Annotated in this window: 12 protein-coding genes; 11 read left to right on the top strand and 1 reads right to left on the bottom strand. The window is 35.7% G+C overall.

The genetic code is table 11. The features are described from left to right. The first annotated feature begins 34 nt into the window (after positions 1-34). The 9 genes from FSB73_RS12200 (at position 35) to FSB73_RS12170 (ending at position 10,137) form a co-directional block, all read left to right on the top strand. Positions 35-751 (top strand): nucleotidyl transferase AbiEii/AbiGii toxin family protein, encoded by a 717-nt coding sequence (locus FSB73_RS12200; protein WP_225973968.1) that lies wholly within the window; start codon positions 35-37, stop codon positions 749-751. Further along, positions 752-1,597, top strand: coding sequence for a class I SAM-dependent DNA methyltransferase (locus FSB73_RS26700; protein WP_262712322.1), 846 nt, complete (start codon positions 752-754; stop codon positions 1,595-1,597). Continuing rightward, the gene (locus tag FSB73_RS12195; RefSeq protein WP_262712321.1) at positions 1,594-3,246 is read left to right on the top strand and encodes an SAM-dependent methyltransferase; all 1,653 of its coding nucleotides are present in this window, start codon (positions 1,594-1,596) and stop codon (positions 3,244-3,246) included. Before FSB73_RS26700 ends, FSB73_RS12195 begins: the two co-directional genes overlap by 4 nt. Further along, positions 3,240-4,475: a restriction endonuclease subunit S gene (locus FSB73_RS12190; RefSeq protein WP_146782457.1), complete on the top strand. Its 1,236-nt coding sequence runs from the start codon at positions 3,240-3,242 to the stop codon at positions 4,473-4,475. Before FSB73_RS12195 ends, FSB73_RS12190 begins: the two co-directional genes overlap by 7 nt. Further along, positions 4,475-4,900 (top strand): hypothetical protein, encoded by a 426-nt coding sequence (locus tag FSB73_RS12185; RefSeq protein ID WP_146782454.1) that lies wholly within the window; start codon positions 4,475-4,477, stop codon positions 4,898-4,900. The genes FSB73_RS12190 and FSB73_RS12185 overlap by 1 nt, the downstream gene beginning before the upstream one ends. Positions 4,901-4,992: 92 nt before the next feature. After that, complete coding sequence (locus FSB73_RS12180) at positions 4,993-8,148, top strand: type I restriction endonuclease subunit R (protein WP_225973967.1); 3,156 nt, start codon at positions 4,993-4,995, stop codon at positions 8,146-8,148. A gap of 89 nt (positions 8,149-8,237) precedes the next feature. After that, positions 8,238-8,435, top strand: a complete 198-nt coding sequence (locus FSB73_RS24890) for a hypothetical protein (protein ID WP_225973966.1) — start codon at positions 8,238-8,240, stop codon at positions 8,433-8,435. A gap of 2 nt (positions 8,436-8,437) precedes the next feature. Then, positions 8,438-9,157, top strand: coding sequence for a M48 family metallopeptidase (locus FSB73_RS12175; protein ID WP_146782451.1), 720 nt, complete (start codon positions 8,438-8,440; stop codon positions 9,155-9,157). A 536-nt stretch (positions 9,158-9,693) separates the two neighbouring features. Further along, entirely contained in the window at positions 9,694-10,137 is a 444-nt protein-coding gene (locus FSB73_RS12170) for a DUF7948 domain-containing protein (RefSeq protein WP_449371700.1), read from the top strand. Positions 10,138-10,267: 130 nt separating this feature from the next. Here FSB73_RS12170 and FSB73_RS27605 read toward each other — a convergent pair whose 3' ends face one another. Beyond that, on the bottom strand, positions 10,268-10,414 hold the full coding sequence (locus tag FSB73_RS27605; protein WP_146788356.1) for a DUF4372 domain-containing protein: 147 nt from the start codon (positions 10,412-10,414) through the stop codon (positions 10,268-10,270). Between the two features lie 430 nt (positions 10,415-10,844). On the opposite strand from FSB73_RS27605, the gene FSB73_RS12160 reads away from it, so the two are divergent. Together FSB73_RS12160 and FSB73_RS12155 are read left to right on the top strand one after the other, a co-directional pair. Beyond that, a complete protein-coding gene (locus FSB73_RS12160) occupies positions 10,845-11,162 on the top strand; it encodes a helix-turn-helix domain-containing protein (RefSeq protein ID WP_158639522.1) in 318 nt (105 codons plus the stop codon). Between the two features lie 169 nt (positions 11,163-11,331). Further along, positions 11,332-14,049 (top strand): DEAD/DEAH box helicase family protein, encoded by a 2,718-nt coding sequence (locus FSB73_RS12155; protein WP_146782443.1) that lies wholly within the window; start codon positions 11,332-11,334, stop codon positions 14,047-14,049. The last annotated feature ends 1 nt before the right edge of the window (position 14,050 follow it).

The raw sequence follows: 14,050 nt of genomic DNA, 5'->3' as shown, positions 1-14,050 counted from the left end.
GCGAAAGCAGGCGCCCTGGCAGGAAAACTACCAGGTGGAACAGGATTTGATTATACAGCGGGCATTGATTGCCTTGTTCAGTGATGCATTTATCAAAGAACGTCTAGCGTTTCGTGGAGGGACAGCCTTACATAAATTGTTTTTGGCTCCGGCAGCCAGGTATTCAGAAGATATTGATTTGGTACAGGTAAAAGCAGAGCCATTCGGAGCAATCATTGACAAGATTCAGGAACAGCTTGCATTTTTAGGAAAGCCTCGCATCAAACAAAAAGAGCATAACAACACCATTGTGTACAGTATTCTTTCGGAAGATGATGTACCCATAAAACTAAAAATAGAAGTCAATACCAGGGAACACTTTTCTGTTTATGGCTTGCAAAATATTCCTGTAAAGTTGGATTCCGAATGGGACAATGGAGAAGCTTTAATACCAACTTACAGATTAGATGAATTATTGGCAACCAAACTAAGAGCTTTATACCAACGCAAGAAAGGACGTGATTTGTTCGATTTTTGGTATGCCTTGAATAATGCGAAAGTAAATGTAGAAGAGGTCATTGAAGCGTTCAAATACTATATGAATGAAGAGGGAAATACTGTTATCCAAAAGGAATTCCTCGAAAATATGGAAAAGAAAATTGAAGATGCAGATTTCACAGGAGATATGAACGGATTGTTGAGAAGTGGAATTGCATACGACATAAATGAAGCGTACGAATTTGTAAAACAAGAAATTTTAGAAAAGATATAAATGGCAATAAAGAAATCAGAATTATATAGCTCATTATGGGCAAGTTGTGACGAACTTAGGGGAAGTATGGATGCGAGCCAATACAAAGATTATGTATTGGTCTTACTCTTTATGAAGTATGTATCGGACAAGGTAAAAAAAGAGCTAGCAGAAGGCAAAACGCCAGTGATTGAAATGCCTAAAGGCAAGGAAGTCAGTTTCTATGATATGTTGAAATATCGTGGTAAAAGTGATGTTGGTGATAAAATTAATAAAGTAATAGGAGAATTTGCGAAAGCAAACAGTTTATCGGGAATTATTACAGAAGCCGACTTCAATGATGATGCAAAATTAGGAAGTGGTAAAGAAAAAGTAGATTTACTTACCAACTTATTAAATATTTTCAATCGCCCGGAGCTGGATTTTAGTAAAAACAAAGCGGAAGGTGATGATTTACTAGGTGATGCTTATGAATACTTAATGCGTCATTTTGCTACTGAAAGTGGCAAGAGTAAAGGTCAGTTTTATACTCCGTCGGAAGTTTCACGAATTATGGCTCAGATAATTGGTATTGACAAGTCCAAAAGTCAATCCGAAACGCTATATGATCCCACATGTGGCTCAGGCTCTCTTTTGTTAAAATCGGCCGATATAGCTCCACATGGTATCACTATTTATGGTCAGGAAAATGATAATGCCACACGTGCTTTGGCTGTAATGAATATGTGGCTCCACAATTTCGCAGATGCAGATATACGCCAGGGTAATACAATGGCAGATCCTAAATTTACAGATGACAAAACAGGAAAGTTAAAAACTTTTGACTATGCAGTTTCTAATCCCCCATTCAGTTATAAAAATGGATGAATGGATTAGTTCCAGATAAAGATGTTTATAAAAGATTTGAAGGATATGCCATTCCTCCGAGGAAAAACGGAGATTATGCATTCCTGCTTCACCTGATTAAGTCGCTGAAGTCAAAAGGGAAAGCCTGTATCGTAATGCCTTTAGGTGTCCTGTTTAGAGGAAATTCAGAGGCTGAAATTCGGAAGAGAATTATCAAGCAAGGTTATATTAAAGCGATAATTGCATTACCACCGAACCTGTTTTATGGAACAGGTATTGCTGCTTGTCTGATGATAATTGATAAAGAAGGTGCAAAGGATCGTAAAAGTATATTTATGATTGATGCCAGCCGGGGTTTTAAAAAAGATGGCAACAAGAACCGTTTAAGAGAACGTGATATTCATAAGATTGTAGATACTTTTAAAAACAAGATAACAACAGATCCGAAATATGCCCGTGATATTCCTCTATCTGAGATAAAAGGTCCTAAAAATGACTACAACCTGAACATTCCGCGTTACATTGACAGCCAGGATCCAGAAGATATCCAGGATATTGAAGCTCATTTACTAGGTGGAATTCCATTGGCAGACATAGAGGCATTAAAAATCTATTGGGATGTTTATCCATCGTTGAAAAAAGCATTGTTCAAACCGATAAAAAACCGAAAGAATTATGTTCAGTTGTTAGAAGAAAAAGAAAACATCAAAGATGCCATATTCCAACATACTGAATTTGTCCAATATGATCTAGAGATGCAAAAGGTCTTTAAGGAGTGGCGGACCAAAACCATAAGGCATTGCAGAAAACTAGATAAAGGTTTATATCCAAAGCGAGAAATCCATTATTTATCGGAAAGTTTGCTTAAACAATATGCAGGCAAAGCTTTGACTGATCAATACAGTATGTACCAGTACATCATGGAATACTGGGAAGAAATCATGCAAGATGATCTTTATGAAATAGCAGCCGATGGCTGGAAAGCTGGTAAAGAAGTGAAACGACTAGAAAGGAAAACTAAGAAAGGAGAAAAAGAGACTGTAAAAGCGATTATCGGTATTGAAGGATTGGAAGGAAGATTGATCCCTCCCGCATTATTGATACAAGAATATTTTTCCGAAGAACAGGAAGCCATTCACCAGCTCGAAAGCGATATAGAAACAGTAAAAGCCAAAATAGAAGAAATAATAGAGGTAAAGAGTAGTGAAGAAGGATTATTAGACGAAGTTTCCGATGACAAAGGGAAAGTAAATAAAACTGCAGTTCAAAAACGATTTAAGGTAATATCACCTCAAAAAGACAAAAAGACAGAAGAGGAGTATGAAGAAGAGTATGAAGTATTAGAACTATTGTATATGCTGTATGCGGAAGAGGCTGACAAAACGGCTCAACTTAAAAATGCAAAAACAAAATTAGAGCAAAAAATAATTTCCAAATACCCCAAACTGACAATAAAAGAAATCCAGTATATAGTGATTGAACAGAAATGGATGGCAACTATAGAACTGCATATCCAAAATGAGATGAACAATATTAGTCATCGATTGGCACAACGTATTAAAGAGCTTGCAGAACGCTATGAATATACTTTACCTCAATTAACTAATGATCTGGATGGTTTTACGAAAAAGGTAGAGGCTCATCTAAAAAAAATGGACTACACATGGTAAAAGGAATGAAACATACAGAAATAGGATTAATTCCAGATGACTGGGAGGTTAAAACCATTGATGAACTTGCCCAAGTTAAGAGTGGTAAAAGACTGCCTTTAGGAAACTCCTTATCTGTTAAAGAAACTCCATACCCATATATACGGGTTGCTGATATGGTTACGGGTAATGTGCTTTTGGATAATATAATGTACGTACCTATCAATGTATATCCTCGAATTAAAAACTACAGAATATTCACAGATGACATATTTATTTCAGTTGCTGGAACGCTGGGCGTAGTCGGTTTCACACCTAAGAAATTAAATGGAGCTAATTTGACTGAAAATGCAAATAGATTAACTGAGATAAAATGTAACAAAGAGTTTTTATTTCATATTCTGAATTCTTCCCTTATTCAGAATAAAATTAATTCAGAAAAAACTCTCGGTGCTCAACCTAAACTTGCGTTAACAAGAATCAGAAAATTTATAATTCCCCTTCCAAAAGAAAGAAAAGAGCAGGTGGCTATAGCTCAAGTATTGGATGATATTGATGCTTCTGTTATTACATTGGAAAAATTAATAGCTAAAAAGCAAGGTATTAGAACAGGCTCTATACGACAACTTTTAAATCCTAAGAGAAATTGGATTGAATATAACTTAGGGAAAGATGCTACTTTAAAAGCTAGAATTGGTTGGCAAGGCTTAACTAAATCGGAATATAAAAACACTGGTGATTTTTATTTAGTTACAGGTACAGACTTTTCAAGTGGAAATATCGATTGGAAAAATTGTGTTTATGTTGAAGAAAACAGGTACAGTCAAGATAAAAATATTCAATTAAAAATAAATGACGTATTAGTTACAAAAGATGGTACTATTGGAAAAGTAGCTTTGGTAAGGGAACTGAAAAAACCTACAACTCTAAATAGTGGTGTTTTTGTTATAAGAGCTATTAATAATAGTTTTGATCCTAAGTTTTTATTTTATATCCTGTCATCAAAGATTTTCAAGGACTTCCTTGACCAACTTAGTGCAGGATCAACAATTAATCACTTATATCAAAAAGATTTTGTGAATTTTAAGTTTTTTGCACCCAAAGAAATAAAAGAACAGAAACGCATCGCTCAAATTCTATCCGATATGGATGAGGAAATTCTAGCTTTAGAGGCCAAACTGAAGAAACAAAAACAGCTTAAGCAGAGTATGATGCAAGTATTATTAACCGGTAAAATACGATTATTATAATGATGAACACACCAAATCCTATAACGTATTTTGAAAATTTATCCGCTTTGGGCATTACCTGTCCACACGATGATGCCTTTGCTCCGGATGGAAACAAAATTTACTATCGTTATATCCCCAAAGGAGTAGTAAATTCTGATTGTTTTTTACCAACTCCATTAAGAGAAGACAGGGCAACACCTGAGGGTTTTGATGATTGTATTGGAAGGTCAGTTTCTGTTTTTGATGATTTGGATAATATGCTTAATGCACTTTTTCGTTTACCTTTTAATAAAGGAAAGAAAAAAACGATTGCTGTTTTGAAGCTTAGTGAAAAAGATGGCGTATTAAAACAAACCTTTGAAAACCCCAGTCATCACTCATGGTGGAGAACCAAAGACTTTGTATGCGAAGGTGTAACCCTTCAAGAAATTGTAATCTCATGAAACTCGAAGTTATAAAGTACCTGTATTACTACGAAGTGCCCACTGTCATGTTTTGCCAGGACGAGCGGCAAAATAACTTCATCTTCATCCTGATGAATGATGATCCTTATGAATATATAGGTAAAAAAGTAAGTGTGGAAGACATTAGCCTTTTCTTAGAAGGAAAACTGGATTTATTACCTATTTATGAAGATACAGACACTAATTTCTATTTCGGTAAATTTCATAATAATGAATTTAGTGCTGAATTATATAAAGGCGAGTATGGTAAACACATTCTTCCTGCAAAAGGTCTGGTGCTGATCAATCATCAAAATGAACTGTCTGCCAGCTTAAAAAAAGAAATTCTGAACAAGCTGATGTCCGGCTCTTCCCAATCCAAAATCGGATCAACAGAAAGAATTACGCAGAATCGTGTCGTCGATCTTTTCCAGAATGAATTAGGCTATAGGCATTTAGGAAAATGGCAAGACCGTGAAGAAAACAGTCAGTTGGAAGAAAGCATTTTAAGAGGTTGGTTATTCAATAAGAAAAAGCTGGATCCTGTTTTGGTGGATAATGCTGTACGAAAATTCCGCAATGCTGTTTATGACCAGAGTAAGAGCATGTATGATGTCAACAAGGAAGTATATACCTTACTGCGATACGGTGTCAATGTAAAAGTGGAAGCGGGCAAAAATAGTGAGGATGTGTATCTAATTGATTGGGAAAACCCTTATGAAAATGATTTTGCTATAGCAGAAGAGGTTACCATAAAAGGCATTCATAAAAAAAGACCGGATATTGTTTTATATGTCAATGGTATAGCCATTGGCGTGCTGGAACTAAAACGAAGCACCGTTTCTATTTCTGAGGGTATCCGTCAAAACCTGGATAACCAACGTCATATATTTATTAAACCATTCTTTAGTACAGTTCAGTTCATTATGGCGGGCAATGACTGGGAAGGTTTGCGTTACGGAGCCATTGACCCGGATACCAACAAAGAGAAATACTATCTGAAATGGAAAGAAGTAAATGAAGATAAGGGCAAAGCTTATCCTTACCTCTTAAAAATCACGGAAGAAATCAGAAAAAAAGCAGGTGAGCACACTTATCTGCTGGATAGGAATATCATTCAGCTACTAAACAAAGACCGTTTAATAGAAATGATGCATGACTTCATTGTATATGACCGAGGTATCAAAAAACTTTGTCGTCCAAACCAATATTTCGGTATCAAATCTGCACAGTACTTTATCGAAAGAAAAGAAGGCGGCATAATTTGGCATACACAAGGTAGCGGTAAAAGCTTAACAATGGTATGGCTCACCAAATGGATAAGGGAATATAATCCCAATGCCCGTGTTCTTATCATTACAGACCGTGAGGAACTGGATGAACAAATAGAAAAAGTGTACAATGGTGTCCAGGAGAACATATACAGGACAAAAAGCGGGAAAGATCTGTTACATACATTAAACAATACATCCCCTTGGCTAATCTGCTCCCTTATCCACAAATTCGGTGGGAAAGAAGAAACGGATGAAAATGATATTGAGGCTTATGTCACGGATTTAAAAAACAATATTCCAAGTGATTACCAACCTAAAGGAGACATCTATGTATTCGTGGATGAATGTCACAGAACACAATCCGACAAACTACACAAGGCTATGACGTATTTTATACCGGATGCTTTGTTTATTGGTTTTACAGGAACACCATTACTTAAAACGAACAAGCAAACCAGCTTAGAGGTTTTTGGTCGCTATATTCATACTTATAAGTTTGATGAAGCAGTATCGGATAAAGTAGTTCTGGATTTAAGATATGAAGCAAGGGATGTAGACCAAAAAATAGGATCTCCTGATAGAATAGATGAATGGTTCGAGCTAAAAACTAAAGGATTAACGGCAATTGCACAGGCAGAGCTCAAACAACGCTGGGGAACCATCAAAAAAATCTACAGCAGTAAATCTCGGTTAGAAAAAATCGTCATGGATATTATGCTCGATATGGAGCGTAAAGAACGATTGCAAAATGGACGAGGTAATGCCATATTGGTTTCTGACAGTATATACAATGCCTGTCGTTATTATGAGCTTTTCCAGCAAGCAGGATTTATAAACTGTGCTATCATTACATCATTTGTACCCAATCACAACGATATTAAAGGAGAAGACAGCGGAGAAGGATATACAGAGAAATTGCAACGATACGAAATCTATCGAAAAATGCTGGCTAATTATTTCAACGAAGATCCTGACGAAGCCATCAAGAAAGTAAACCAATTTGAAACGGAAGTTAAAAGCAAGTTTATCAACGAACCGGCTCAAATGAAGTTGCTTATAGTAGTCAATAAATTGCTGACAGGTTTTGATGCTCCTCCTGCTACCTTTTTATACATAGATAAGAAACTGAGAGATCACGGATTATTTCAGGCGGTATGTAGAGTAAACCGTTTAGATGGTGATGATAAGGATTATGGGTATATAATCGATTATATGGATTTGTTTAAAAGCCTGGAAAAAGCATTTAACGATTATACATCCGAAGCATTTAGCGGTTATGAAAAGTCAGATATTGACGGTTTATTGAAAAACCGTTTGCAAAAAGGTAAAGAACGTTTAGATGAAGCTCTGGAAACCATAAAAGCATTGATTGAGCCGGTAGAACCACCAAAAGGGTCAATAGAATACATTCGCTACTTCTGCGGAGAAAACACTGAAAATCCGGATGAGCTAAAGGATACCGAACCCAGAAGAACAGCCTTGTACAAACACACCATCATCCTTTTAAGAGCATATGCCAATATTGCAGATGAAATGAATGAAGCCGGTTACACAGAGAAAGAAACAGCAGAAATAATAGCCGATTGCAGGTATTTTGAAAACCTGAGAAAGGAAGTTCAGATTGCAAGTGGCGATTATATTGATTTAAAGCAATACGAACCTGCTATGCGTCATTTGATAGACAGTTATATCGATGCAGAAGCAAGCAGGACGTTAGCCAATTTTGATGATTTAAGTTTAGTAGAGCTATTGATTACAAAAGGGAAATATGCTATTGATGATTTACCCGAAAACATCAAAAATAATCCGGATACGATGGCTGAAACCATCGAAAACAACTTAAGAAAGGTAATCATTGAAGAAAGCCCAACTAATCCAATGTATTATGACAAAATGAGTATATTATTAGATGAACTCATCAAGAGAAGAAAAGAACAGTCATTGGAATATGAAAATACCTGCAACAGATCATAGAGCTTTCTTCAAAAGTCAGAAAACCGAGTACTAATAAACAATATCCTAAAACTATAATTTCCCAGGCACAACGTGCTCTATATGACAATGTGGGTAAGAATGAAGAATTAGCTTTGGCTTTAGATATTTGCGTTTTAAAAACGAAGAAAGATGGATGGAAAGAAACTCCGATCAAAACCAAAGCGGTACGCATAGCGATAACCAACGTGTTAAAAATATATAGTATTACGAAAGAAACAGATATCCACCGAATTTTTAATATTGTTAAAAGTCAGCCAGAATATTAATAATGGTACAACAGTTAGAAATAGGAGCAATTAGTATTGATGTCATTAAAAAAGATATTAAAAATATCCATTTGGCTGTATATCCACCGACAGGAAGAGTGCGGATTGCGGCACCATTAAATACGGATGAAGAAGCGATAAGGTTATTTGCCATTTCAAAACTAAGTTGGATCAAAAGGCATCAAAGAAACTTTGAAAATCAGGAGCGTATTCCGACAAGAGAATACAGGCAAAGAGAAAGCCATTATTTTCTAGGAAAACGGTATTTGCTGAATGTTATTGACTTTGAGGGTGTCCCCAAAGTACTTATCCAATCCAAAAAACACATTGACTTGTATATAAGTCCGAATGTTACTGTTGAGAAGAAGCATAAAGTTATTACAAGCTGGTATCGAAAAGAATTGAAAAAATTAATCCCAGATATTATCAACAAATGGAAAAAAATATTAAACGTTGAAGTAAACAGTTGGCAAATAAAGCAGATGAAAACCAAATGGGGCTCTTGCAATATAGAAGAGAAAAAAGTGTGGGTAAATCTTGAGCTTGCCCAAAAACCTGTAAGCTGTTTGGAATACATCATAGTTCATGAAATGATACATCTATTAGAAAGACATCATAATGAACGTTTTTTATACTATATGGACACATTCCTGCCTAGCTGGAAACAAACAAAAAATGACTTAAACAACTTGCCTGTAAGCCACGCAGATTGGGATTATTGAAGTATAAAATTTTAAATTAATACCCATTACACATGGAAAATTCCAAAGTAAAATACAAATACTACTGCGAAAACCGGCACTGTTTTGGCCGTCAATTCCCGATTATTATCGATGCCTTATCTTTCCGCTAAAAAATGTTCGCTTTTTGTTTTTTTTAGTTTCTTTTGTATGCAATAAAACATCATCCAATGCAGATTGTTTGACCTTAAACCTAATTAATATGTGCAATCATTTACTATTCTTATGCCAGTTTGCCCTACAATTTTTAACCAAGGCTAAAAGCGGATTTATTTAGAACAAGGGCCAGGTAACCGACTAAAACGGTTAATCAAAAAATGTTATAGATTTCAACCTAAAAGAAACCAAAGGGCACAACCTGTTTGTTGGATCTGGGCAGCTCATTATCAAAGGGTGAAATCTGACCTGAAAAAAAAGGACAGCCTTGCCCAAAAAACCACAAGAGTATAATACGCCTGTAGCGTTTTACTGGATGAATATGATATCGCGCAACATCCCCGGCTGCTGTTTTACTTCCCCTGGCAGGTATTTTTATTTATTTTTCCTATTACTTCGGCGGCAAAGCGGCAGAAGGGGGCACTACCAACACCACTAATTATTTTAGTAATACAACAGCCGCTTCATTTGAGAAGAAAACCTATAAGAATATGTATCCTCATATTAATTTGGTGCTGTACCATAACCTCTATGGTAGCCTTGAATATGATATTATAGTAAACCCCACTGGCAAAATAAGCGATATAAAGTTACAATATAGTGACGCTACCTCGCTACAATTGAACACTGATAAAACCCTAACCACCAAAACACCGTATGGTAGAACAAATGAAAATGCACCTGTCACTATCGAGAAAGAAACAGATAATAGCATATCAACAGCATTTGCCCTGAAAGATAATAAGCTTTCTTTTTCAGCAGCCAACTACAATGACATCATCGTTATTGATCTGACCCTTATCTAAAGTAATTATTTCGGAGACAATGACTCTGATGTATTTTACAATCAAGATTTAAATACCGATGGCACCCACAATCCTACCGGCGGAACAAGCAGCACAACATATGCGGGACCCGGGGCTAGGGGTTAAAATGTTAATGCGTACATTGGGGCAACTTATAGGTATAAGGAGCTTTTTCGAATCCCAGATGAGTTAACTGCCCCTCAAAAGCCAATAACCCCTCACATAATTCCCTCAATCCGTTGCAATAACTAAAGACACCATACAATAAACTAACCAGATGAACCCGAGCTGATAGCTACTTGAAGTTCCTGTTAGACTGATGTTTCTTTGTGGCGGAGTCAATAGTCTGCGCATGAATAAGATATAAAATTTGAGATAAAACCAGCTGTCCTGGAAATTCATTAGATTTGCCCACAGCAAATATTGATTTGGTGTTATCTCAAATTTACCAAATTTTGGGGTGGGTTTTCTAAATCACCTCATTTTCCCTAAATTTTACCCAGACAATAGTGAATAAAAATCTGTTGATTTTTTCACGGAAAAAGTAAATTTCTTAAAGAACTTGCTGCCTAAATTTCCATCAATATTACTGCTATGACAAATAAAAATAGAACATAATTGGACAGCTAGTAAAAATTTATGGACAAAACTTGTCCTTTAAATCTTCTTTTATTACCTTTGAATAAATTACATTCTAAATGCGGACGATGAAAAAGAGCATTGGAACCATTGGAGAACACTTAAGATCACTGAGAGAGCGAGAATCGCTCTCTTTAAGGGAGGTGGCAAGCCATATTGGCATCGATACTTCTTTGCTAGGGAAAATTGAACGTAACCAACGACAACCGACAAAAGATCAAATAAAACATATTGCCACATTTTTTAAAATAGAAGAAAAATTATTAATTAAGGAGATGCTCAGTGACCAATTCGCTTACCGAATAATAGAAGAAAAGGTGGGTATTGACACACTAAAAATTGCAGGCGATAAAATTGAAATTTTTAAAGCCAATAAGAAAAAATAATGATAGCTCCACTTTTAAGAAAATATTTAACCGGTAGAAAATATTGCTTAATTAACAAGTATGATGAAACTCTATTTCGCAATGATTACTCTTATTCCACTTTTTGAGCTATTGGTTCGGAGCATTGAGAATAATAGAGTTAAACAGATAAAATAGCCAAAAATTAAAAATGAGCCAAAACAAAATAAATGAAAATATAAATTGGTCAAACCTACTTATAAGCAAGGAAAAAGTGGGGTTGCAGGAATATTTAGAATTTTATAAAAACAGAATTACTCAGGAAAGCGAGAGACTTTTCGTTACAGATTTTTTATTCCCCTTGCTTGGTGAAGATAATATAAAATATGTTGTTCCGCAATATCCATTTCTTGATTCGGAAGGCAGGACAAGGCGAATAGACTTTGTATTATGGAAAGGTGATAAAAAATTGGCCTTGGAGGTAAACGGGGAAACTTACCATGCAGAAGGTGTTATTGCAAAAGAAATGTATGACGACAACCTAAACCGTCAGAATGAAATTTTAAGCGCAGGGTATTTTTTATTACGTTTTTCGTACTCGCAACTACAACACCCATTATGGAGAAAACAAGTCAGTGACAGCATAAGACGCCTTATTTACAGAAATATTCCCGAATTATTGTCAGAAAGCTTAGTTAAACCAAATCATTTGCAGCAAGTAACTTTGCAAGAACTAGATTTGCGTAGGTCTTTTGGCTGGAAGAAAGGCATTGTTGTTTTACCGACGGGAACTGGCAAAACATTTTTAGCAGCATTCGATACAAAAAACACAACGGGTAAAATACTATTTATAGTTCATCGCCTTGATATTTTAAGTCAATCGAAAGATGCTTTTGAAAAAATTTATCCTAAACAAACTTTGGGACTACTGACAGGTGATGTAAAAGAAAATACGAATGCCCGTATTCTTTTTGCTTCAAAAGACACATTGAGAAATCCTGACATCTTATATCAATACAAAGCCAGTGAATTTGATTACATTATCGTTGATGAGGTTCATCACGGACAAGCTCAATCTTATCAAATAATCCTGGATTATTTCCGACCAAACTTCTTTATGCTTGGACTCACCGCTACGCCTGACCGAATGGATAGGAAAGATATCTTTGAATTGTTCAATTATCAGAAAGTTTTTGAATACACATTAAACGAAGCAATTGAAAACGGGTTCCTTGTTCCTTACATTTATTACGGGCTAAAAGACAATATTGATTATTCGCTAATCCGCTACAAGGGTAACAAATACAACGTTAACGATCTTGATAAAGCCTTAATTATAAATGAACGTAACGAACAGATATTAAAGGAATATTTAGAAAAAGGGCAAGGATTTAAAGCGGTTGGCTTTTGTGCATCTGTAAAGCACGCAGAAGCAATGGCAAAGTTTTTCAATGCAAACGGCATTCCCTCATATGCGATTACTTCCGAAACAACAAATCGAAATGAACTAATAAAGCAATTTAGAGATAATAAGTTTACCGTTGCATTCACGGTTGATTTGTTTAACGAGGGTGTCGATTTTCCCGATTTAAGAGTTTTGTTATTTTTACGACCAACCGAATCAAAAACCGTTTTCATTCAACAACTTGGTAGAGGATTAAGGCTTTGCGGCGGAAAAGACAATGTAACTATACTTGATTTTATAAGTAACTACCAAAAAGCGAATAAAATCCGAGAATATCTTTCCAATGGAAAGGAAGAACAGATAAATCATCAAACAGGACGAATTGAAAAATTTGTTTACGAATACTCTCCCAAATGCGAAGTTCACTTTGATGCAGAAGTAGAACAAATTCTGGATGCACAAGACAAAGAAGATAGAGAAATAGTTAAAGAAGATTTAATTGCAGCATACTATGACTTAGCAGAAACATTAGGGCATAAACCGACCCAAAAAGAAATCAATGAGCAAGGCGAATTTAAAGTTGCTCGTTATTTAACAATTTTCGGCTCTTGGGTGAAGTTTCTTAGAGAAATCGGAGAGTTTACAGAAGCAAGTTATCATTTTCCGCAAGGCCTACACCTTGGGCATATATTGTTTATTCTGAAAACGTTGCTTGATGGGCGTTTAACAGGAACACACCTGGATGACAAATACATCAGAATTAGAGGAAATCTTGACGAAGGCAGAATAGGTGCCTTTCAACGGCAAACAAAATACAAATTACAGGGGTTAATGGAGCTTGGTTTAATCGTTGATGATAGGAAAATTGGTGCAAATGCCAGATATAACTTACGTCTTACGCCAATGGGAAAAGATATAGCAGAAGCTCTCATACCGTTGTTCAAAATAATTGATCTTACATTTAAGGACAAAAGCAGGGGTGAACCATCTTGGGAAATGACAGCACAACCTTCAGTATTCAACGAAAAACTGAGTGATTTCATTAAGCAGAATCAAATCGAAGGAAAACTAATTACAAAAATATTCTTGACCATGCACGCAGTTGGCTTATTGCTAAATTATCTCTATCGAGTTGAAAGGAAAGCGACGATTGCCAAGAGGAGTGTCTATCAAAATTTTTTTAGGACTTCTTTTGTTGCAAACTATTGTGATCAAAATGGCATTGAAGTTGCTACTGAAATTGGGGCAGAACATCGATGCCCATTTCTTTTCAATATCCTTGAAGCAACAGGGATAATTAAACAAGAACGAACTGAAATTATAGTATTACAGTTCGTTCTTTCTAGCCAAACAATGCAATTACGAGGCAAAGAAAGCGAACAGGAGATTTCAGAATTTATCAACAAAATGCTAAATGCGTCCGATAAGCTCTCTAACGAGGAGGTTTCCTTATTGAAAGAAACATTTGGCGAGGACTTTATGACTGAGGATTATTATTTAAAAACATTCAAAACAATAGAATAAT

The sequence above is a fragment of the Arachidicoccus ginsenosidivorans genome (assembly GCF_007971385.1).
GTDB classification, from domain to species: Bacteria; Bacteroidota; Bacteroidia; order Chitinophagales; family Chitinophagaceae; genus Arachidicoccus; species Arachidicoccus ginsenosidivorans.
This window is presented reverse-complemented; position numbering and strand designations above follow the sequence as displayed.